This window comes from Rhizobium anhuiense, assembly GCF_003985145.1.
Taxonomy (GTDB): domain Bacteria; phylum Pseudomonadota; class Alphaproteobacteria; order Rhizobiales; family Rhizobiaceae; genus Rhizobium; species Rhizobium anhuiense.
On the sequence record NZ_ML133522.1, the window covers coordinates 463692 to 484947 of the forward strand.

Below are 21256 nucleotides of genomic sequence, written 5' to 3' on the forward strand. Positions count from 1 at the left end.
TTCTTTCAGGCAATCTATATCACAAGCTGGCCAAGGTCTATCTCAGAGGAAATACAGGAGACAGATCGATGGATTACAGAAATCTCGGTGCATCCGGCCTCAGGGTGCCGGTGTTGAGCTTCGGCGCAGGCACATTCGGCGGCAACGGTCCGCTGTTCGGCGCCTGGGGCAATACCGATGCGGAAGAGGCGCGACGGCTCGTCGACATCTGCCTCGAAGCCGGCGTCAATCTCTTCGACACGGCCGACGTCTATTCGGCCGGCGCTTCCGAAGAGGTGCTCGGCCAGGCGATCCGTGGCCGGCGCGACGCGGTGCTGATCTCGACGAAGACGGCGCTGCCGATGGGCGAGGGGCCGCAGGACTGGGGAACGTCGCGGGCGCGGCTGATCCGCGCGACCGAGGATGCGCTGCGCCGGCTCGGGACCGACTATATCGATCTCTTGCAGCTTCACGCCTTCGATGCCTCGACGCCGGTCGAGGAGGTGCTGTCGGCGCTCGACGGCCTCGTCGCCGCAGGCAAGATCCGCTATGTCGGCGTTTCCAATTTTGCCGGTTGGGAGCTGATGAAGTCGCTTGCTGCCGCCGAGCGCTATGGCTATCCGCGTTATGTCGCCCATCAGGTCTATTATTCGCTGGCTGGGCGCGATTACGAATGGGAACTGATGCCGCTTGGCGCCGACCAGGGTGTGGGGGCTCTCGTCTGGAGCCCGCTTGCCTGGGGACGGTTGACCGGCAAGATCCGCCGCGGACAGCCGCTACCCAAGGCAAGCCGGCTGCACGAGACGGCGCAATACGGCCCGCCGGTCGATGATGAGAAGCTGTTCGACATCGTCGAGGTGCTGGACGCCATCGCGGCGGAGACCGGCCGGACGGTGCCGCAGATCGCCATCAACTGGCTGCTCGGCCGGCCGACGGTATCGAGCGTCATCATCGGCGCCCGCAATGAGGAGCAGCTCCGGCACAACCTCGGCGCGGTCGGCTGGAGCCTGTCGAAAGACCAGATCGAAAGGCTCGACGCCGTCAGCACTTTCACTGCGCCCTATCCCTATTTCCCCTATCGGCGGCAGGAGGGTTTTGCGCGGCTCAATCCGCCGCTCGTCTGAGGTGTCGGAAGGCGAACTTGGCTATAACAGCCGGCCTATAACAAAAGGGGAATGAAATCTTCTGCCAATCTTAACTGGACAGCCGCTTTGACTTGCCGCATACCCAGCCTGCTGCATAATTCCTTAAATCGGAATCGAATTAAGGATGAAATTATGCAGCAATTTTAAAGTCCTACAGCGTCCTTTGCGCGTCTGAAAAGACCGCGGCGCTGTAGCCTGCGAGACATGATAGGGTTTCTGCGGAATAGCAGGGAGATCAAAGGAATGGCGCTGAAGGACGCGAAGGCCGGCACACGCAACGAGGCGGGCATAGCTGCCGTGCTCGGCATTCTCAAACAGAGCTTCGGCGAGCGCTTCCAGACCGGCCAGTCGTTCCGCGAGCAGCATGCCCACACGACCACCTATATCCCGTCGCAACTGCCGGACGGGGTGCTCTTTGCGGTGAGCGCCGAGGATGTGAAGGCGGCGGTCAGGGCGTGTGCGACCCACAAGGTGCCGGTGATCGGCTTCGGCGTCGGCACCTCTCTGGAGGGGCAGGTCAACGCCGCCAATGGCGGCATTTCGATCGATTTCAGCCGCATGAACCGGGTGCTCGAGGTCAATCCCGAAGATCTCGACTGCACCGTCGAGCCGGGTGTGACGCGCGAGGCGCTGAACATCCACCTTCGCGATACCGGCCTGTTCTTCCCGATCGATCCCGGCGCCAACGCCTCGATCGGCGGCATGGCCTCGACGCGGGCTTCCGGCACTAATGCCGTGCGCTATGGGACGATGAAGGACAATGTCCTTGCCGTCACCGCGGTCACCGCCAGTGGCGAGGAAATCCGCACGGCCCGGCGCGCCCGCAAATCTTCCGCCGGCTACGACCTGACGCGGCTCTTCGTCGGCGCCGAGGGCACGCTCGGCATCCTGACCTCGGTGACGCTGCGCCTACAGGCGATCCCGCAGAAGATCGCCGGCGGAGCCTGTGCCTTCCCGAGCATCAAGGCTGCCTGCGATGCCGTCATCATGACGATCCAGATGGGCATTCCGGTGGCGCGTATCGAGTTGCTCGATACGGTGCAGATGCGGGCCTGCAACGCCTATTCCAAGCTCTCTTATGCCGAGAGCCCGACGCTGTTCCTCGAATTCCACGGCACCGACGAGACGGTGCCGCTGCAATCGGCGGCCTTTGCCGAGATCGCGGCGGAATGCGGTGGCGGCGAATTCCTCTGGACCGCCAACGCCGAGGAGCGGACGAAGCTCTGGAAAGCGCGCCACGACGCCTATTGGGCCGCAAGGGCCTTGGCGCCCGGGCTTGCCGCACTTTCGACCGATGTTTGTGTTCCGATATCGAAGCTCGCCGATTGTGTTTCCGAAACGCAGGCGGATATCGAGGAACACGGGCTGCTGGGGCCGATCGTCGGCCATGCCGGCGATGGGAACTTCCATGTGCTGCTGCTGTTTGACGACAGCAGTGCCGAGGACATCGCCAGGGCCGAGAGCTTCGTGCAGCGGCTTAACCGGCGGGCGCTCGACATGGATGGGACATGCACCGGTGAACACGGGATCGGGCAAGGCAAAATGGCGTTTCTGGAACAGGAGCTCGGAGGCGCGGTGGATCTGATGCGACAGGTGAAACAGGCGCTCGATCCGGACGATATCTTCAATCCCGGCAAGATTTTCCACCATGGCTGAAAACGGAATATTCTCATGAAGTTGGGCCTTGTCCCCGGCATGAACGGCGCTAGAGCATTTCCGTTTTTTTCCAAGCTGCGGAAATGCTCTATCTTTTTGTTTTTCCGCAACTCCGGACGCAAAACCGCTGTGCACTTGTGCTGGAATTGCTCTAGTGTCGGCAACAGAATCCCGAATGGAGACTCCTTGCATTGGTAGGCCGGTTCCTCGTCTTTCTGGGGGGAGTGATCGTCGTAGTGCTGTTTGTGGCGCTGCTTGCGCCACTGTTCATCGACTGGACGGATTTCCGCAAGAATTTCGAGGATCAGGCAAGCCGCATCATCGGCAAGAAAGTCACCGTCTACGGCACGGTGGACGCGCGCCTGCTGCCGTTTCCGTCGGTCACGCTGCACGACGTGCGCGTTGGCCAGGAAGTGGACGGCACGCCGATCGTCAAGGTCGAGCAGTTCTCCATGGATGCGGAACTCGCGCCTTTCCTGTCGGGCGAAGCGCTGATCTTCGACATGCGTGTCGTCAATCCGAAGGTGCGCCTGAGATTGCTCAAGGATGGCACGCTCGACTGGATGCGCGGCAGCCGCGCTGAGATACCGGCAAAGACCGTCGTTCTCGAAAATGTGCATGTCAGCGGCGGTGAAGTCGAGTTCGTCGACGACCAGTCGGGCCGCTCGCGCCGCATCACCGGCCTCAATGCGGAAATGTCGGCGAAGTCGCTGGCCGGACCCTGGCGCATCGAAGGCGATGCGGCGCTCGACGGCGAGCACGGCAGTTTCTCGATCTCGAGCAGCCAGCCGGATGAGAAGGGCGTGCTGCGCATGCGCACGAAGCTTTCGCCGGACAAGCACCCCGTCAGCGTCGATCTTGACGGCGAGCTAAAGCTCGTCGACAGCAAGCCGAATTATCAAGGCCAGCTTTCGGCGGCGATCGAGACCCGCAACAGCGCCAGGCCGGCCGACAAGAATGAGCAGCCGCCGCGCGTCAAGGGCCGCTTCGAGCTGACCAACGAACGCATCCGCATTCCCGAATACCGGATGGAGATCGGCCCGACGGACGATCCCTATGTCATAACTGGCGAGGCGACGCTCGATACCGGCAATGCGCCGGAATTCCTGTTGACCGCCGACGGCCAGCAGATTGACGTCAACCGTATCGGCAATCAGGGCGCGGCCGGCAAGACGACGCGGGATGCGGCGGTTTCGGCGCGCCAGCGGCTGAATTCGCTGATCGATATCGTCGGGCAGGTGCCAATCCCGCAGGTGCCGGGCAAGGCGAGCGTCAAGCTGCCGGCCATCGTCGCCGGCGATACGACGCTGCGTGACGTGCAGCTGGAGCTGGAGCCGGCCGGAACAGGCTGGATGATCGACAGCGCCACCGGCACGTTGCCGGGGCGCACGCAGGTGGAAGGCAAGGGCAAGCTCCAGCTTCAGGGCGAAGCCTCCTTCAACGGCCAGATCGTGGTGGCTTCGAGCCAGCCGACGGGACTTGCCTCCTGGCTTGCCGGCTCGGTCGATCCGGCCATCCGGCAATTACGGCAGGCGGGCTTTTCCGCCAATGTCAGCCTGACGCATGAATTGCAGCGTTTCGAAAATCTCGAGATCGCCATCGGACCGGCGACGCTGAAGGGTCGACTGGAGCGCCAGGCGATTTCCGGCCAGACGCCGACGCTGTCTGTGGCATTGAATGGCGATACGCTCGATCTCGACGCGCTGCAGGCGCTGAGCGGGCTGATGACCGGTCAAGACGCCGGCGACAACGTGCTCGACCATAAGATCGCCGCCCAGCTCAAGGCGGACAAGTTCACCGCCTTCGGCGTCAATGCCGAGAATGTCGAGACCACCTTCACGATTGCCGATGGGGAGCTTGCCGTCGACCGGCTGTCGATCAAGAATATCGCAGGCGCCGAGCTGACGGCGACGGGCAGGGCGGAAGGTTCGCTGCTCGATTACAAGGGCGCGGGTGAGATTACCTTCAAATCCGCCGATCCCGGCGGCTTCTTCACTATGCTGCGCGAGCATCTGCCGCATCACCCGGTACTCGACCGGTTGGTGCGCAATGCCGGCTGGTACGGCAATACCGCGCTTCGCGGGGCGCTGACGCTCGGCGGCGACGAGGGCGACGCGCTGACGGTGACGCTTGCCGGCGTCTCGAACGGCAGCCGCGTCAATCTCGATTACCGCATGTCCGACCTCTTGGCGCTGACCGGCAACGGCACGACGAGCCTGGAGGCGACCCTCGAAAACGCCGTGCCGTCCATCCTGTTCGGCCAGGCCGGGCTCGACCCGCTGCCGGTCGATGTCGGCGCCAACGGCCGCCTGACGCTGAAGGTGAAGGCATCGGGCAACGATCCCGCCGATGCGGCGCTGACCTTTGCGACCGACCGGACCTCGTTCACCGCCAACGGCAAGGTCGATGTCCGGCCGGAAACCTTCATGAACGGCCGGATCGCCCTTTCGCTCGACAGCGCCGATATCGACCCATATCTGATCATGAACGGCATCGCCCTGCCGCAGACTGGGACGGGGCTGCCGTTCGGCCTGCAGGTCAATGCCGCCGTCGACAGCGACAAGATCGTCTTTTCCGATCTCAAGGGTCATGCGGCCGACAACGAATTTTCAGGCGGGCTGAGCTTCGACCGGAAGGCTGCGAAGACGACGGCGAGCGGCGGGCTGACGCTTTCGAAGGCCGATGCCGGCTGGCTCGGCGAGGCAGTGTTCGGCCAGATCGTCGATCCGGCCAACGGTCAGCTGACGACGGCGCCGCTGGGGCTGCCCATCTTCAAGGATCTCGACGTCAACGTGAAGCTGACGGCCAAGGAGTTCTGGCCCGGCCTGCCGGAAACTGCGGTGTCCGACTTTACCAGCAACGTCGCCTACAAGGGCGATGAGCTGCAGCTCAACGACATGGCCGGCAACTGGGACGGCGGAAAACTCTCCGGCAACCTGCTCTTCACCAATGCCAACGGCACCGGTTTCCTGCAGACGAAGCTTGCGCTTGCCGATTCCGATCTTTCCGGCATCGTCTGGCTGCGCGATGGCGCGCCGATCGCCAACGGCAAGTTCGGTTTGTCGCTGTCGATGGAGGCCTCGGGCAAGACGATCGGCGAGATCGCCAGCTCGCTCAATGGTTCGGGCGAATTGAGGCTCGGCGATACCAGCATACGCGGGCTGAACCTCGCCATCCTTCCGCCGCTGCTTGCCGCAACCGACACGATGCAGGAGCAGATCAATGCCGGGAAGGTGCATCCGATCGTCGAGACTTTGCTCAGCAACGGCGAGGCGAAGCTGCCGCCGCTCGGTATTCCCTTCAACATCACCGACGGCACGCTGAGGGTGCAGAATGTCACCGTCGCCAACGATCTCGCCCGCATTACCGCCGATGCGCAGATCGCGCTGCCGGAGGAACGGATCAGCGCGACGCTTGGTGTTGGCCTTAATCCCGGCACGGAAGCGCTTTCCGGCGCCGAGCCGGCGCTCAGGCTGAATTTTTCCGGCATGCTGCCATCGCCCGGCAAGACGATGGATGTGACCGATATCACCAGCTATCTGTCGCTGCGTGCCTTTGAGCGCGAGCGCCGGCGGGTTGAGCGGCTGCAGGCGATCGTGCTCGAAAAGCAGCGGCTGCGCCGCGAGGTGGCGCTCTACCGGTTCAACGACGCGGAGCGAGTCCGGGCAGCCGAGATCGAGCAACAACGTCGGGCGGAAGAAGAGCGGCTGCGCGCATTGGCGCAGGCGGCAGCGGTGCAGAAGGCGGCTGCCGAGGCGGAGGCCGCGCGTGTGGCGGAAGCCAAAGCCAAGGCGGATGCGCAAGCAAGGGCCGCTGCCGAGGCGGAAGCGGCGCGCCGTAGCGGGCAGGCGCAGCCCGGTCCGCTCAATTTCGACCAGCTGCCGGGCGTTCAGGCGCAGTGACGGCGCATAGAATTTGATTCATGCAACGCGCCTCAGCTCTTTGTTTTCATTGATGTCGCCGTCACAAAGCGCCATGCGATCTTAAGCAATATGTATCAGGTCCGGCGGTCGCCGCCGGCCTTCGCCCAGGCGAGCACGTGGAGCCGCAGCGCCGAGGACAGGTTGCTGTCGGCAGGACGGTGGTCGTCGATCTCGGAGATCAGCGCGGCAAGCGGCATCGAGCGGCATGCGGCGATGGTCTTCAGCTCGGCCCAGAATTCATCCTCCAGCGAGAAACTGGTGCGATGGCCGTGCAATGTTGCCGAATGCTTGCGGATCATGAAGGCTGTTTCGCGTTTCGATCGGGTTCGAAGATCGATTCAAGGCGGCCGTGCAAGTGGTTGATTGCAGAATCCATTCCGGCTCTTCAAGCCGTCGGTGAAAGCGTCACGCGCCGTCGTCATCCGTTTCGATCCGGCCGTCGCGATGGGCCTTGTCGGCCTTGTCGTTCAAGCTGCGGGTCAGCTGCTTTTCGACCTTGGTGCGGCCGAAGGAAACGCGGTTCTGCTCAGCCTGCTTTTCCTTTTCGGAGCGGGCCTGCTTCTTGCGGAACTGGCGCAGATTGATGATTTCGGCGCTCATGCGGTTGCCTGAATTCCCTATGAAAAAGGGAGGCTTGGCCTCCCTTCAAATCACTGCTTCTTGCGGAAGGAGTCGAGCGAGACGACGGAGCCCGGCTTCTTCTCTTCGCCGTCGGCAGGTTTCGCGCCCGCCGCGTCATCGGGCTTTGCAGCCGCATCGACAGGATAAGCGGTGATCTCGCCTGATGGCAGCTCCTCGCCATCGGCCAGCGGCACGTCGAATTCAAGTTCGAAATTGACGGAGGGGTCGTAGAAGCCGCGGATCGCATTGAACGGGATGACCAGCTTTTCCGGAACGTCTGAGAAGGAAAGGCCGATCTCGAAATGCGTCTCGGTAATCTTCAGGTCCCAGAACTGGTGCTGGATGACGATGGTCATCTGCTCGGGATATTTCGACTTCAGGTGCTGGGAGATGCGTACGCCGGCGGCACCCGTGAGGAAGGTGATGAAGAAGTGATGGTCGCCGGGCAGACGGCCTGTCGCGCCGACTTCCGCCAAAACCTTGCGGATGACGCCGCGAAGTGCATCCTGTGCCAGAATGTCGTAGCGGATATGATCCTGCCCCATGCTTTTCCTGTCTTTCGTCGGTTCGGAAGTCTTTTCACAAGGTTATATGCCACGTCCGGGCGCCTTGGGAAAGACCGGAGCCGAGTCACGTTTTGAAGCAGCATACATGATTTCGGCGGCAGGGAGAAGGTGAAGGCTTCTGTTGCCAGGTGCCTTCGGACCCCGCCTAGAGGTGCGAACCACTAGGACTTTGATTGAAGTGTCACACCGCGATTAAGCAGCGAGACGAGCTTCCGCATAGTTGTCGTTTGCAACTACAATTTTAGCCCGATAACGGCGGTACAATGCCGAGCAAAAAGACGATCTTTACACCCTTGTCGATCCTGTTTCGCCCCCATCAAAAGCCGGCCTTCGAGGCCGCCGGTTTTTGGTGGAGGCGCCGGGTACCGCCCCCGGGTCCAATAGGTTTATTACACCGCTCATTTATCGCCATAGCCGACCCGAAAGCCGGCAAGGGTGATATAGTGGTTTCCTCAGCCCAAGGAAAGGGCAAACGTCATAAAAGCGTTATGCAGCCCATCAGAAACATTGGGAAAATCCCCGGTGGCGATTGGTTTCCCGCCGCTGAGGGCTTAAATTGGGGCAAACGGAATCAGCGCGACATGAAGCAATATCTCGATCTCCTGAACCATGTGATGGACAAGGGCTCCGACCGGGGCGACCGCACCGGCACCGGCACGCGCTCGGTCTTCGGCTACCAGATGCGCTTCGACCTCGAAGAGGGCTTTCCTGTCCTCACCACAAAGAAGCTGCATCTGCGCTCGATCATCCACGAGCTTCTCTGGTTCCTGAAGGGCGAGACGAATATCCGCTATCTCAAGGAGAATGGCGTTTCTATCTGGGACGAATGGGCCGACGAAAACGGTGATCTCGGGCCTGTCTACGGCGCCCAGTGGCGCTACTGGCCGGCGCCGGATGGCGGCCATATCGACCAGATCGCCAATCTCGTCAAAGGCATCGTCAACAACCCGAATTCACGCCGCCATATCGTCTCGGCCTGGAACCCGGCCGAAGTGGATGAAATGGCGCTGCCGCCCTGCCATTGCCTGTTCCAGTTCTATGTGGCCGATGGCAAGCTTTCCTGCCAGCTCTACCAGCGCTCGGCCGATATCTTCCTCGGCGTGCCGTTCAACATCGCTTCCTATGCGCTGCTGACGATGATGGTGGCCCAGGTGACCGGGCTGAAGCCCGGCGATTTCGTCCACACGCTCGGCGACGCCCATCTTTATCACAATCATTTCGACCAGGCGAAGCTGCAGCTGGCGCGCCGGCCGAAGCCGCTGCCCTTCATGCGCATCAATCCTGATGTGAAGGACATTTTCGGCTTCACCTTCGACGATTTCGAGCTGATCGGCTACGAGGCCGATGCCAGCATCAAGGCGCCGATCGCCGTCTGATCCGGGACATTCCATGGCCGACATCCGCAGGACCATCTTCGCCGCCGTTGCCCGCAACGGCATTATCGGCCGCGACGGCGATATGCCCTGGCGGCTTTCGAGCGATCTCAAGCGCTTCAAGGCGCTGACATTGGGCAAGCCCGTCGTGATGGGCCGCAAGACCTACGATTCGATCGGCAAGCCGCTGCCGGGGCGGCCGAATGTCGTCATCTCGCGGCAAGCGACGATAAATCATCCGGATGTCAGCATGGCGCAGTCGCTGCCGGAGGCGATGACGGCGGCCGAAAGGCTGGCGCTCGAAACCGGCGTCGATGAGATCTGCATTCTCGGCGGCGGTCAGGTCTATGCGCAGGCGATCGGCCTTGCCGACCGGATGTGCATCACGCATGTCGAGGCCGATCTCGATGGGGACGCCTCATTTCCCGCCATCGATCCCTATATCTGGCAGGCGGGGGAGCCTATCGCGGTTCCGGCCGGCGAGAAGGACAGCTATCCCACGCGTTTCGTCGTCTATGAACGCCGACACGCCTGAAAATGAACTATTTTCCAATTAAATTGACCAAGTTTCCCACGTTGCGTTGAAAGCCGATGCGGCGATACCTATAACGGTCACCAACGCATCCGCCGGTCAGCCCCCACGGTTCCGGATGTGTGGAAGACTTAACGAACAACGAGGTTTTGATGCCCTGGAGCAATCAGAATGGCGGCGGCGGCCCTTGGGGCGGCGGCGGCGGTAATAATCAGGGACCATGGGGCCAGGGGCCGAACCGCCCGCGCGGTGGCGGCGGCAAGGGCGGACCGCCCGATCTGGAAGATATCATCCGGCGCGGCCAGGACCAGCTGCGCAACATCGTTCCCGGCGGTTTCAACGGCGGCGTGGCGGTGATCGTCGTGGCGATCCTCGCGGTGTTCTGGCTGATCCAGTGCATCTACGTGGTGCAGCCGGACGAACGCGGCGTCGAGCTGCGGTTCGGCAAGCCGAAGGAAGAGATCTCGATGCCCGGCCTGCATTTCCATTTCTGGCCGATGGAAACCGTCGAGACGGTCAAGGTGACCGTGCAACAGCTGAATATCGGGGCGACCTCGGCCTCGTCTTCGAACGGCCTGATGCTGTCCAGCGACAAGAGCGTCATCAACGTGCAGTTCGCCGTCTTCTACACGGTCAGTGATCCGAAGGCCTATCTCTTCAACGTCGAAAATCCGGCAGAGACCCTGCAGCAGGTTTCCGACAGCGCCATGCGCGAAATCGTCGGCCGGCGTCCGGCCCAGGACGCCTTCCGCAGCAATCGCCAGCCGATCGAAGTGGATGTGCTCAATATTCTGCAGGATACCATGAACCGCTATGGCGCCGGCGTGACCGTCACCGGCGTGACGATCCAGAACGTGGCGCCGCCGCGGGAAGTCGCCGATGCTTTCGAAGAGGTGCAGCGTGCCGGCCGTGACCGCGATAGCACGATCGAGGAGGCCAATCGCTACACCAACCAGAAGCTTGGCCAGGCGCGAGGCGATGCGGCCAGAATCCGTGAAGATGCCGCCGCCTACAAGGACCGTGTCGTGAAAGAGGCGGAAGGTGAAGCGCAGCGTTTCACCGCGATCAACGACGAATATTCCAAGGCGCCTGACGTAACCCGCAAGCGGTTGTACCTCGAAACGATGGAGCAGGTGCTGAAGAACTCGAAGAAGGTCATCATCGATGAGAAGCAGGGCGTGTTGCCCTATCTGCCGCTCAACGAGCTCGGCAAACCGGCGCAGCAGGGAGGTTGAGTCATGACATCGAACAGACTTCCCATCATTCTCCTCATCCTCGCCATCGTGCTGGTCGGGCTCTATTCGTCCATCTTCGTGGTGAATGCGCGCGAGCAGGCCATTGTCGTCCGTTTCGGCCAGATCCAGTCGGTCAAGACCGAGCCTGGCATTTACTTCAAGCTGCCGTTCGGCTTCATGGATGCCGACCGCGTTCAGTTGGTCGAAAAGCAGGCGCTGAGGCTCGATCTCGACAATATCCGGGTTCAGGTCCAGGACGGCCAGACCTTCGACGTCGATGCCTTCGTGATCTACAATATCTCGGATGTCCGTCGTTTCCGCGAGACGGTATCGGGTGATCGTGAGGCCGCGGAAGCGCGGCTGAGGGCGCAGCTCGATTCATCGCTTCGCCGCGTCTACGGTCTGCGTGACTACAATGCCGCACTCTCGGAAGAGCGTGTCGCGATGATGCTGGAGATTCGCGACGACCTGCGTACGGATGCCGAAAATCTCGGCCTGCATATAGACGACGTTCGCATCCGCCGTACCGACCTTTCGCCGGAGGTTGCGCCGAACACCTATAATGCCATGCGTTCGGAACGCCTTGCCGAGGCCGAGCGTATCCGTGCCGAAGGCAATGAGGAAGGCCAGCGGCGCCGGGCCGTCGCCGACCGCCAGGTTGTCGAGCTCACCGCAGGCGCCCAGCGCGATGCGGAAATCCTTCGGGGCCAGGGCGATGCCGAACGCAACCGCGTCTTCGCCGAAGTGTTCAGCAAGGATCAAGCCTTCTTCGAGTTCTATCGCTCGATGGCGGCCTATTCCTCGGCGCTTTCGTCCCAGGACACGACGCTGGTGCTGTCGCCGAATTCGGAATTTTTCCGCTTTTTCGACAATGCCGCCGGCACTCTGCAGCCGTCGCCGGCAAATCCGGCCGCACCGGCTGCGGCTGCTCCCGCAGCACCCGCCCAGCCGGCGAACTGACGGCAAGGGATGCCGATCGCATCCCGACAATCCTCGAAGGGCCGGCCCGAGTGCCGGCCCTTTTTTCGTGGGATGATTGAGATGATCCGGCATTTGCGAGGCCACGTCACATTGCACGGGGATTTCGCGAAAAGGTGATTTCACCCTCCATCATTCCGCCTTATGCTGGTGCTCAATGTGCGCATTTACCCCTTATGAGGAAGCTTGATGGCCCCCACGAAACGCTCGCCCTTCAGACGAACGCTCGCGCTTATGGCCAGCGCTGCAATTCTTGCGCATGCCGGCATGAACGGGATTGCCTATGCGCAAACCGCACCTGAGACGACCGCTCCTGGGGTTGCCACGCCCGCTCCGGCTGCTCCGGAGGCGGCTGCTCCTACGCCCACGCCGCCCGCACCCGGCGCGCCACAGCAGATCGCCCCGATCCAGGCCGTCACGCCAAACAACGGCCCGGCTTCTGTCGCCGATCTCGCCGAGGGGCTGCTCGATGCCGTGGTCAATATCTCGACCTCGCAGAATGTGAAGGACGACGAGGGGGCCGGCCCGGCGCCGCGTGCACCCGACGGCTCGCCGTTCCAGGAGTTCTTCAACGATTTCTTCAACAAGCAGCAGGGCAACAAGGGCGGCAATCACAATGTCAGCTCGCTCGGCTCCGGCTTCGTCATCGATCCGGCCGGTTATATCGTCACCAACAATCACGTGATCGAGGGCGCCGACGACATCGAGATCAATTTCGCCAATGGTTCGAAACTCAAGGCGAAGCTGATCGGCACGGATACGAAGACCGATCTTTCCGTGCTGAAGGTCGAGCCGAAGGCGCCGCTGAAATCCGTGAAATTCGGCGATTCCAGCACGATGCGCATCGGCGACTGGGTGATGGCCATCGGCAATCCGTTCGGCTTCGGCGGTTCGGTGACGGTAGGCATCATTTCCGGCCGCGGCCGCAATATCAATGCCGGCCCCTATGACAACTTCATCCAGACGGATGCGGCGATCAACAAGGGCAATTCCGGTGGACCGCTCTTCAACATGAAGGGTGAAGTGATCGGCATCAACACGGCGATCATCTCGCCGAGCGGCGGTTCGATCGGCATCGGCTTCTCGGTGCCGTCGGAGCTTGCGTCCGGCGTCGTCGACCAGTTGCGCGAATATGGCGAGACGCGGCGCGGCTGGCTCGGCGTGCGCATCCAGCCGGTGACCGACGATATCGCCGACAGCCTCGGGCTCGACAGCGCAAAGGGCGCGCTGGTCGCCGGCGTCATCAAGGGCGGACCCGTCGACGATGGCTCGATCAAGGCAGGCGACGTCATCTTGAAATTCGACGGCAAGACCGTCAGCGAAATGCGCGACCTGCCGCGCGTCGTGGCGGAAAGCACGGTCGGCAAGGAAGTCGACGTGGTGGTGCTGCGCGACGGCAAGGAGCAGACCGTCAAGGTGAAGCTTGGCCGGCTCGAAGACAGCGATCAGGCGGCCGCATCCGGCGATGCGGCGCCCGATGGCTCGCAGGACGACGGCGTGATCACGCCGGATCCCGGCGAAAACAATGACATGGACCAGCCTGACAGCGGCGATCAGGTCCAGCCCGAACCCGGCACGCCGGACCAGCATAAGGGTCAGGTGGCGCCGGATGCGGCAACGCCGAAGAACGTGCTCGGCCTGTCGCTGTCGCTTTTGAGCCCCGAGACGCGCAAGGCTTTCGGCATCGCCGAGAGCGTCGACGGCGTCGTCGTGACAGAGGTGACGCCCGGCTCCGCCTCGGCCGAAAAGGGGCTGAAGCCCGGCGATGTGATCGTCGAAGTGGCGCAGGAGTTCATGAAGTCGCCGGATGCGGTCGCCGCCAAGGTGCAGGCGCTGAAACAGGAAGGCCGCCGCAACGCCCAGCTTATGATCGCATCGGCGAATGGCGATCTCCGGTTCGTGGCGGTGCCGATGGAATGAGAAAGTTGCGGCGGTGGTGAATTACCGCCGTCGTCTCCAACTCTCGCCCATTCCTGTGACGAGCATAGGGATGAGGGTGTGCCACGTCGGTCTTCAAGCCGTCACGAAATCCGTCTTCCGGTAGCCCTGGATATAGAGCAGGGCTGTGAGATCACCGTGGTTGATGCGCATCTCAGCTTCCGCGGCGACGGCGGGCTTGGCGTGGAGGGCGACGCCGGCGCCGGCGAGGTGCAGCATGCCGAGGTCGTTGGCGCCGTCGCCGACGGCGATCGCTTCTTCCGGCGAAATGCCGAGGCGAGCCGAAATTTCGTTCAGCGCATCGACTTTCGCCTGCTTGCCGAGGATCGGTTCGGCGACGAAGCCGGAGAGTATGCCGCCGTCTTCGAGCAGCGTGTTGGCGCGGTTCTCATCAAAGCCGAGGGTGGCGGCGATGCGGCTGGTGAAGACCGTGAAGCCGCCGGAGACGAGGGCGGTGTAATGGCCTTTCGATTTCATGGTGGCGATCAGTTCCGGGCCACCAGGGGTAAGTGTGATGCGCTTGGCGATCACTTCGTCGACGACCGACAGCGGCAGGCCCTTGAGCAGGGCGACACGCTCACGCAGGGCAGGTTCGAAGGCGATCTCGCCATTCATGGCGCGGGCGGTGATGGTGGCAACCTTTTCCTTCAGGCCGACTTCGGCGGCGAGTTCGTCGATGCACTCCTGGCCGATCATCGTCGAATCCATGTCGGCAATCAGCAGCTTCTTGCGGCGGGTCTCCTGCTCCTGGATGACGAGGTCGATCGGCGCGCCTGATATGAGCGCAAGGATATTGGCCTCGGCCGCCTGCGCATCCGTGCCGTCGCGCAGCGCGATGTCGCAGGCGATGCCGTCGGCCAGCCAATAGAGGCCGGAAGCCTTCACCACCTCGGCCGCCTGTTCGGCGATTGCGGGTGTCAGCACGGGATTTGACGGATTGGCAACAAGCGTGGCAACGAGGGCCATGATGGAAAACCTTCTGAGCACAGTGAACGCGATCCTGATAACCGGGCCGACCGCCAGCGGCAAGTCCGCGCTCGCCGTCGAATTGGCCAAACGCCATGACGGTGTCGTTGTCAACGCCGACAGCATGCAGGTCTACGATACGCTGCGGGTGCTGACGGCGCGGCCGTCGGAGGGGGAGATGCAAGGCGTGCCACATCATCTCTACGGCCACGTGCCGGCGGGGGCGGCCTATTCCACAGGCGCCTGGCTGCGCGATGTCTCGGCGCTGCTGCCGATGCTCAAGGCCGAAGGACGGCTGCCGGTCTTCGTCGGCGGCACGGGGCTTTATTTCAAGGCGCTGACCGGCGGACTCTCGGATATGCCCGGGATACCGGAGACACTGCGGCAAAGCCTCAGGGCACGGCTGCTGGAGGAGGGGCCGGACGGGTTGTATGCGGAGCTCGCTGACGCCGATCCCGCCACGGCGGCAAGTCTCAACCGCCAGGACGGACAGCGCATCGTCCGGGCGCTGGAAGTGATGAAGGCGACGGGGCGGTCGATCGCCGATTTCCAGGGCCAGTCGGGACCGGTGGTGATCGACGCGGGTGAGGCCCGCAAGATCGTCGTGCTGCCGGACCGGGCGGTGCTGCATCAACGCATCAACGGCCGTTTCGAAAAAATGCTGCAGCAAGGCGCCGAAGACGAGGTGAGGGCGCTGCTTGCGCTCGACCTGCCGGCCGAGGCGCCCGTGATGAAGGCAATCGGCGTGTCGCAGATCGCGGCGATGCTGAGGGGCGAGATGACACGCGACGAGGTGCTGGAGAAGGGTGCTGCGGCGACGCGGCAATATGCCAAGCGGCAGATGACATGGTTCCGCAACCAGATGGACGACAGCTGGGAACGGCTGATCGCTTAAGTGTCAGACCTGACGCGGGCCTTCCGCTCCAGTCATCTGCAGGCTCAGCAGTTTGGCGAGTTCGCCGACCGCCGCCCGCAGCTGGTCCGGAAGAAATCCGCCGAAGCCCAGCATCAGGCCGGGGCGCGCCGGCTCCGCGGCATACATCGGGGAGATCGCCCGCACGGCGAGGCCGGCCGATAAGGCGCGTGCTGCAAGTTGCACGTCGTCGGCCTGCTCGGGCAGCCACAGAAGAATGTGCATGCCCTGGTCGCTCGGCTGAACCTGGCATCCCTCGGGCAAGGCCCGCTCGAGCGCTGCGAGCAGGACAGCGCGGCGGTCGGCATAGAGGCCGCGGATGCGCCGGATATGCGCCTCGAAATAGCCTTCCCGCATGTAAGCCGCCAGAACATGCTGTTCTGCGATCGGCGAATGCCGGTCGAGAATGGCGCGGGCGCCGGCAAAGGCTTCTACGAGCGGAGGAGGGGCGATGACGTAGCCGAGGCGCAGGGAGGGGAAGAGCACCTTGCTGAAGGTTCCGAGATAGATGACGCGTGACGGACGCAATCCTTGCATCGAGGGAAACGGGTGTCCGGCATAACGCAGCTCGCTGTCGTAATCGTCCTCGACGATCCAGGCGCGATTCTGGTCGGCCCAGGCGATCAAGGCATTGCGCCGCGCCATGCTGAGCGGCATGCCGATCGGATATTGGTGCGAAGGGGTGACGAATGCGGCGCGCGCCTGCGGACAGAGTTCGAGGCCGCGTTCCACGTTCATCCCCTGTGCATCGACGGGCAAGCGGTGGGTCCGTACGCCGAGATCGTCGAGCACTGCCGTCAACCCGGGATAGGCGGGGTCTTCGGCCCATACCGGATCGTCACGCGAGAGAAGCACCCGGCCTGCCATATAGAGGCCTTGCTGGGTGCCCGATGTAACGATGACCTGTTCCGGCTCGCAATGAACGGCCCGCGCGCGCCGGATGTGGTCGGCAATGGCAAGCCTGAGCTCGTGCAGACCCATCGGGTCGTGGTAACCCGAGGGTGCGGCCTGTCTCGACGCGCGCACGCGATTGCCGAGGCGGCGCCAGGTGTCGTCGGGCGCAATACCGGACGCCGGGACGGCAATGGCGAAGGGAACCGGCGGGTGCGGGGTGAGCGCACGGGCAACGGCGATCAGCCGGGCAGCCGGGGGAGGCAGATCGACAGCATCAGCGACCGGCGGAGCTGCCGGCGCCGGCATCGCGTCCAGGAGATGAGCGGCAACCCGGGTTCCGGCTCCGACCCGCGCTTCGAGATAGCCTTCGGCGACCAACTGATCGAACACCTCGACGACAGTGCCGCGCGCGATCTTCAGCGAAGCCGCAAGGCTGCGCGTCGAAGGAAGGCGTTCGCCTGGCCTCAGTTCGCCGCTGGCGATTGCGCTGCGCAGGCTCTGGGCAAGCTGGCGGCCGACATTGGTCGTTCGATCGATCGCGTTGAGCGACGGGATTTCGATGGTGCTGCGCCGTTTGGACATCGCAAAAAGTGGTCTAGAGATTTTCTTCAAAAATGGTGCTTCATAGTGGACCAATTTTCGAGGAAAAGGAAGCGGATTGGCGGCTCCCCGTATTCTTCGTTTCTAGGGGCGTCCGCGGGCGCAAACTTCTGGAAACACGCAAATGCAGGATCTTCTCGTCGTCTACATCGCCTACGCAATTGCTGCAGGCAGTCCCGGACCAAGCAACATGGCCATCATGAATGTGGCGATGCGGCAGGGGCGTCGACCGGCGTTAACCTTGGCCGCCGGGGTCATCACGATGTCGACATGCTGGGGGCTGATCGCGGTCACCGGCATATCGACACTGCTGGTCCGTTATGCCCATGCCCTGCTGTTCCTCAAGGTCGCGGGCGGGCTGTATCTCCTCTGGCTCGCCTGGAAGGCGGCCCGCTCGGCAGCCGCGCCGGACAGGCCGGCAGGTGAGCTCGTCCGGCCTGACGCGCGACTCGGCATGCTCTATCGCCGCGGCGTTCTGATGCATCTCGGCAATCCGAAGGCGGTTCTGGCCTGGGTCGCGATCATGTCGCTCGGCCTTAAGCCCGGCGCTTCGCCAGAGATGGCCGTCACGGCGTTCGGCGGCTGCGTGCTTCTCGGGATCTCGATATTTGCCGGATATGCCGTGCTCTTCTCGACGGCGCCGATGGTGCGCGGCTATGCCCGCGCGCGGCGGTGGATCGAGGGAAGTCTCGCCGTCTTCTTCGCCGGCGCCGGATCGCGCCTGCTGTTTTCACATTGACCGTTTTTCAGGATCGCATCATGTCTGTCGCTTCTCCGTTTCATGGTCTTTCGGCCTTTCCGCCAACGCCCGCCGATCGGGATGGCAGGGTCGACACCGAAGCTCTTAGCCGCCTGCTGGAGCGCCTGTGCGATGCAGGCGTCGCCTCGATAGGTCTTCTCGGCAGCACCGGGATCTATGCCTTTCTTGCACCTGAGGAGCGGCGGCGAGCCGTCGAGGCTGCGGTCGAATGCGTTCACGGCCGTATTCCCCTCGTCGTCGGCGTTGGCGCTTTGAGGACAGACCAGGCCCAAAACCTTGCGAGGGATGCCGAGGCCGCTGGTGCAGATGCGCTTCTGCTGGCGCCTGTATCCTATACGCCGCTGACCCAGGAAGAAGCTTATCGGCATTTCCTTGCGGTCACGGAGGCGGCGAAGCTGCCGCTTTGCATCTACAACAATCCCGGCACGACCCACTTCACCTTCAGCCGCGAGCTTCTGCAACGCCTGTCCGACCTCGAGACGATCAAGGCGGTAAAGATGCCTCTGCCTGTTGAGGGCCATCTCGCAGGCGAACTGGCGGCATTGCGGGAGAAGACCGAGCTTGCGATCGGCTATAGCGGCGACTGGGGGGCGGCCGAAGCGCTGCTTTCAGGCGCCGATGCCTGGTACAGCGTCATCGGCGGCTTGCTTCCGCGCGTCGCCCTTGCGCTCAGCAAGGCCGCGATTGCGGGTGACAGTGGTGAGGCGCGCCGGCTCGATGCTCTCCTCCAGCCGCTCTGGAAAACGTTCAAGGAATTCGGAAGCCTTCGCGTGGTCTATACGCTGGTCGACATTCTCTCACTCGCCCAGGCAGAGCTCCCACGACCTCTGTTGCCGCTCGGACCGATGGACCGGCAACGGGTGCTCGACGCCGTCGGACCTCTAATGACGCTGGAGAGTGAGCTGAAGCGTCAATCCTTGTTGTAGAGGCTGCTCAGCGGTTTTTTCAGGATGCTTTCGCGCAGCGACGTGCCAGGCTCCCGGCGGGTGATCGCTGGCTGATCCGCCGACGGCGCCGGCCGGGGAAAGACCGGCTCCTCGCGGCGCATCTCGCGGCGGAGCGCGTCCAGCCGGGGATCGATCGCCGGCACTGCAGCCGGATCCAGCCGCGGCGTTTGCGGCAGCAGCTCGCGTCGGTAGGATTCGAGCGGCGCGGCCGAAGAGGTGGGTGGCGCGTAAGCCGTGGCGTCGAGATCCTCGTCGGCTGCATCAGCCTCGTCCAAGCTTGCCACGGATGCGGCGTAGTTCTGCTGGAAATTCGAAATGTCGGGTCCGACGGTCACCGCCCGCATACGGGTGACGATCTTGCGCAGGTCGACTGTATCCGGATCTTCCTCGCTTTGCTTGCTGTTGGCGCTGCTCGCCTTCGGCAGCAGGTTCTCCTCGACGCGGGAAAAGCGCATGCGCATCGGCACGCTGATCGCCTCGCCGAAAGCGATTGCCTCACCATTGCCGATCGAGGAGATGAAGCTCGTCGTCGAGATCGACGAATTCGGGATGGCCGAGCGGATGATTTCCTGGTCTCGGTCGTTGGCAAGGCGCATGGCAAAGAGCGTCGAACACTGCGACAGGATCGTCTGGTCGAGCTCGCCCGGCCGCTGGGTGATGATGCCGAGCGAGACGCCGTATTTGCGGCCCTCCTTGGCGATGCGGGCAATCGCCTGGCGTGTCGGCACGAAGCCGAGGCTCGGATCGGAGGGGATATAACGGTGAGCTTCCTCGCAGACGACGAGCATGTGGATGGCGCCGTCGCTCCACAGCGCCACTTCGAAGGCCATGCGGCAGAGCACCGAGGCGACCGAATTGACGACCTCGGAGGGAATGCCGGCAAGCTGGAAGGTGCAGATCGGCCGATTCTCGCCGGGGATGCGGAAGATCTGCGCGATGGTTTCGGTGATCGTGTCGCTGATCGTGTTGTTGGAGAACATGAAATGATAGCGCGGATCGTTGATCGCGGCGATGAGGCGCATCTTCAGCGACCGCAGGAAGGGCTTTTCCGAGCGGCCTTCCAGGCGGCCGATGCGCTCGTCGATCAGCGCCAGCAGATCGGCCATGCGGTAGGGAACCGGCGTATCGGCGGTGATCGAGCTTTTTTCCGTCGTCCGGCGCACCAGCGAGTTGTCGCTGCCGCGGAAGGCGCGTTTGGCCTCCGGCAGGATATCGCGCAGCATGTCGAGTTCTTCGGGCACCGGCGGACGGCCGCGAAAGACGACCTCGGCGAATTCCTCCAGCCGCATCAGCCAGAAGGGCAGGTCGAGTGTATCGGTATCGATGGTGACCGCGTGCTTGGGGAAGGCGGCGGCAAATTCATTATGCGGATCGAGGATCAGCACACGCAGCTTCGGATCCGCCTCGATCGCCTTGTGCAGGAGCAGCGAGACGGCGGTCGACTTGCCGACGCCGGTGGAGCCGACGACGGCGAAATGCTTGGAGAGCATCGAGGGGATGTGGATCGCCGCATCGATGCTTTCGTCCTGCGTCAGCTTGCCGATGACGGCGGTCGTACCTTCGCCGGCATCATAGATGCGCATCAGGTCGGCGGAACGGATGCGGTGGGCGATGGCGCCGAGATAGGGGTAACGCGAGATGCCGGTCGAGAATTCCTCGGTGCCGTCCTCATCCACACGGACTTCGCCGAGCAGTTCGGTCTCGATCCGGAACGTGTTGTCTTGGCCTTCATCCCAGGCATGGCTGCCGGTGTTCATCTGATAGACGAGGGCGACGACACGGTTGCGGCCGACGCTGATCGAAATCAGCCGGCCCACGGACCAGAGTTCGGTAAGATCGGTGCCGCCCTGTTCGGCGACGGCGGCAATTGTCGCCCTGGAGCCGCTGCATGCAACGACGCGGCCGAGAAAGCGATTCCCCGGCGCATGGCCATCGCGGCGATCATGCTCGCCTGCCTTGCCAGACGTGCGCAAGTCGTTGTTGAGCAAAGGGCTACTCCATGCGGTAGCGTATAAGAATAAAGTCGATCCTTTAACAAATCCTTCATCCTATCGATTTTCGGGGATACGGGCGTCGGGCAGTTTTTTATTGCGGCATGCGTTGACGCTGCGAAATTTTCTGTCTATCACTTCCGACCATGAAAATCGCAACGGCTCTTATCGTGGTGGGAAAGCGCATGGGCAGGATGGTGTAACCATCCGGCGATAGCCACCCATGCGCTAGATGACAG

Annotated in this window: 17 protein-coding genes and 1 other RNA gene; 11 read left to right on the plus strand and 7 right to left on the minus strand. The window is 62.8% G+C overall.

What is annotated here, in order from left to right:
- Window positions 1–68: 68 nt before the first annotated feature.
- The 3 genes from EEQ99_RS08290 (at window position 69) to EEQ99_RS08305 (ending at window position 6682) form a co-directional block, all read left to right on the plus strand.
- Window positions 69–1103, plus strand: coding sequence for an aldo/keto reductase (locus EEQ99_RS08290; RefSeq protein ID WP_127430218.1), 1035 nt, complete (start codon window positions 69–71; stop codon window positions 1101–1103).
- A 264-nt stretch (window positions 1104–1367) separates the two neighbouring features.
- Window positions 1368–2780 carry an FAD-binding oxidoreductase gene (locus EEQ99_RS08295; protein WP_127430219.1) on the plus strand — a complete coding sequence of 471 codons (1413 nt, stop codon included), beginning with the start codon at window positions 1368–1370 and terminating at the stop codon, window positions 2778–2780.
- A 191-nt stretch (window positions 2781–2971) separates the two neighbouring features.
- Window positions 2972–6682, plus strand: coding sequence for an AsmA family protein (locus tag EEQ99_RS08305; protein WP_127430220.1), 3711 nt, complete (start codon window positions 2972–2974; stop codon window positions 6680–6682).
- Between the two features lie 95 nt (window positions 6683–6777).
- Here EEQ99_RS08305 and EEQ99_RS08310 read toward each other — a convergent pair whose 3' ends face one another.
- The 4 genes from EEQ99_RS08310 to ssrA all read right to left on the minus strand — a co-directional run bounded on the left by EEQ99_RS08310 (window position 6778) and on the right by ssrA (window position 8360).
- Complete coding sequence (locus tag EEQ99_RS08310) at window positions 6778–7002, minus strand: ribbon-helix-helix domain-containing protein (RefSeq protein WP_047610860.1); 225 nt, start codon at window positions 7000–7002, stop codon at window positions 6778–6780.
- Between the two features lie 106 nt (window positions 7003–7108).
- Entirely contained in the window at window positions 7109–7303 is a 195-nt protein-coding gene (locus tag EEQ99_RS08315) for a DUF4169 family protein (protein ID WP_127430221.1), read from the minus strand.
- Between the two features lie 50 nt (window positions 7304–7353).
- Window positions 7354–7869, minus strand: coding sequence for an SspB family protein (locus tag EEQ99_RS08320; RefSeq protein WP_047610856.1), 516 nt, complete (start codon window positions 7867–7869; stop codon window positions 7354–7356).
- A gap of 128 nt (window positions 7870–7997) precedes the next feature.
- Window positions 7998–8360: a transfer-messenger RNA gene (ssrA, locus tag EEQ99_RS08325) on the minus strand.
- 111 nt (window positions 8361–8471) lie between these two features.
- On the opposite strand from ssrA, the gene EEQ99_RS08330 reads away from it, so the two are divergent.
- The 5 genes from EEQ99_RS08330 (at window position 8472) to EEQ99_RS08350 (ending at window position 13928) form a co-directional block, all read left to right on the plus strand.
- Complete coding sequence (locus tag EEQ99_RS08330; protein ID WP_127430222.1) at window positions 8472–9266, plus strand: thymidylate synthase; 795 nt, start codon at window positions 8472–8474, stop codon at window positions 9264–9266.
- 13 nt (window positions 9267–9279) lie between these two features.
- Complete coding sequence (locus EEQ99_RS08335; RefSeq protein WP_127430223.1) at window positions 9280–9798, plus strand: dihydrofolate reductase; 519 nt, start codon at window positions 9280–9282, stop codon at window positions 9796–9798.
- 149 nt (window positions 9799–9947) lie between these two features.
- Complete coding sequence (gene hflK, locus EEQ99_RS08340) at window positions 9948–11030, plus strand: FtsH protease activity modulator HflK (protein ID WP_047610852.1); 1083 nt, start codon at window positions 9948–9950, stop codon at window positions 11028–11030.
- Window positions 11031–11033: 3 nt separating this feature from the next.
- On the plus strand, window positions 11034–11990 hold the full coding sequence (gene hflC, locus EEQ99_RS08345; protein ID WP_047610850.1) for a protease modulator HflC: 957 nt from the start codon (window positions 11034–11036) through the stop codon (window positions 11988–11990).
- Window positions 11991–12197: 207 nt separating this feature from the next.
- Entirely contained in the window at window positions 12198–13928 is a 1731-nt protein-coding gene (locus EEQ99_RS08350; protein ID WP_097542168.1) for a DegQ family serine endoprotease, read from the plus strand.
- A gap of 93 nt (window positions 13929–14021) precedes the next feature.
- On the opposite strand, the gene serB is transcribed toward EEQ99_RS08350, so the two are convergent.
- Window positions 14022–14912, minus strand: coding sequence for a phosphoserine phosphatase SerB (gene serB, locus EEQ99_RS08355; RefSeq protein WP_047610846.1), 891 nt, complete (start codon window positions 14910–14912; stop codon window positions 14022–14024).
- On the opposite strand from serB, the gene miaA reads away from it, so the two are divergent.
- Window positions 14911–15807 carry a tRNA (adenosine(37)-N6)-dimethylallyltransferase MiaA gene (gene miaA / locus EEQ99_RS08360; protein WP_047610844.1) on the plus strand — a complete coding sequence of 299 codons (897 nt, stop codon included), beginning with the start codon at window positions 14911–14913 and terminating at the stop codon, window positions 15805–15807. The two genes, serB and miaA, sit on opposite strands and share 2 nt — an antisense overlap.
- Window positions 15808–15810: 3 nt before the next feature.
- Here miaA and pdxR read toward each other — a convergent pair whose 3' ends face one another.
- Window positions 15811–17301 carry a MocR-like pyridoxine biosynthesis transcription factor PdxR gene (gene pdxR, locus EEQ99_RS08365; protein ID WP_047610840.1) on the minus strand — a complete coding sequence of 497 codons (1491 nt, stop codon included), beginning with the start codon at window positions 17299–17301 and terminating at the stop codon, window positions 15811–15813.
- 142 nt (window positions 17302–17443) lie between these two features.
- Between pdxR and EEQ99_RS08370 the strand changes: the two genes are divergently transcribed.
- Window positions 17444–18058, plus strand: a complete 615-nt coding sequence (locus EEQ99_RS08370; protein WP_047610838.1) for a LysE family translocator — start codon at window positions 17444–17446, stop codon at window positions 18056–18058.
- Window positions 18059–18078: 20 nt separating this feature from the next.
- Window positions 18079–19005 carry a dihydrodipicolinate synthase family protein gene (locus EEQ99_RS08375; protein WP_127430224.1) on the plus strand — a complete coding sequence of 309 codons (927 nt, stop codon included), beginning with the start codon at window positions 18079–18081 and terminating at the stop codon, window positions 19003–19005.
- Here EEQ99_RS08375 and EEQ99_RS08380 read toward each other — a convergent pair.
- The gene (locus EEQ99_RS08380) at window positions 18990–21014 is read right to left on the minus strand and encodes an ATP-binding protein (RefSeq protein WP_127430225.1); all 2025 of its coding nucleotides are present in this window, start codon (window positions 21012–21014) and stop codon (window positions 18990–18992) included. The two genes, EEQ99_RS08375 and EEQ99_RS08380, sit on opposite strands and share 16 nt — an antisense overlap.
- Between the last annotated feature and the right edge of the window lie 242 nt (window positions 21015–21256).

Excerpts from the sequence above, each read along its gene's own strand:
- hflC (WP_047610850.1), top strand. The coding sequence starts at position 11,034 with ATGACATCGAACAGACTTCCCATCATTCTCCTCATCCTCGCCATCGTG.
- EEQ99_RS08330 (WP_127430222.1), top strand. The coding sequence starts at position 8,472 with ATGAAGCAATATCTCGATCTCCTGAACCATGTGATGGACAAGGGCTCC.
- EEQ99_RS08290 (WP_127430218.1), top strand. The coding sequence starts at position 69 with ATGGATTACAGAAATCTCGGTGCATCCGGCCTCAGGGTGCCGGTGTTG.
- EEQ99_RS08315 (WP_127430221.1), bottom strand. The coding sequence starts at position 7,303 with ATGAGCGCCGAAATCATCAATCTGCGCCAGTTCCGCAAGAAGCAGGCC.
- EEQ99_RS08375 (WP_127430224.1), top strand. The coding sequence starts at position 18,079 with ATGTCTGTCGCTTCTCCGTTTCATGGTCTTTCGGCCTTTCCGCCAACG.
- serB (WP_047610846.1), bottom strand. The coding sequence starts at position 14,912 with ATGGCCCTCGTTGCCACGCTTGTTGCCAATCCGTCAAATCCCGTGCTG.
- hflK (WP_047610852.1), top strand. The coding sequence starts at position 9,948 with ATGCCCTGGAGCAATCAGAATGGCGGCGGCGGCCCTTGGGGCGGCGGC.
- EEQ99_RS08370 (WP_047610838.1), top strand. The coding sequence starts at position 17,444 with ATGCAGGATCTTCTCGTCGTCTACATCGCCTACGCAATTGCTGCAGGC.
- EEQ99_RS08350 (WP_097542168.1), top strand. The coding sequence starts at position 12,198 with ATGGCCCCCACGAAACGCTCGCCCTTCAGACGAACGCTCGCGCTTATG.
- EEQ99_RS08335 (WP_127430223.1), top strand. The coding sequence starts at position 9,280 with ATGGCCGACATCCGCAGGACCATCTTCGCCGCCGTTGCCCGCAACGGC.
- EEQ99_RS08310 (WP_047610860.1), bottom strand. The coding sequence starts at position 7,002 with ATGATCCGCAAGCATTCGGCAACATTGCACGGCCATCGCACCAGTTTC.
- miaA (WP_047610844.1), top strand. The coding sequence starts at position 14,911 with ATGATGGAAAACCTTCTGAGCACAGTGAACGCGATCCTGATAACCGGG.
- EEQ99_RS08320 (WP_047610856.1), bottom strand. The coding sequence starts at position 7,869 with ATGGGGCAGGATCATATCCGCTACGACATTCTGGCACAGGATGCACTT.
- EEQ99_RS08295 (WP_127430219.1), top strand. The coding sequence starts at position 1,368 with ATGGCGCTGAAGGACGCGAAGGCCGGCACACGCAACGAGGCGGGCATA.
- pdxR (WP_047610840.1), bottom strand. The coding sequence starts at position 17,301 with ATGTCCAAACGGCGCAGCACCATCGAAATCCCGTCGCTCAACGCGATC.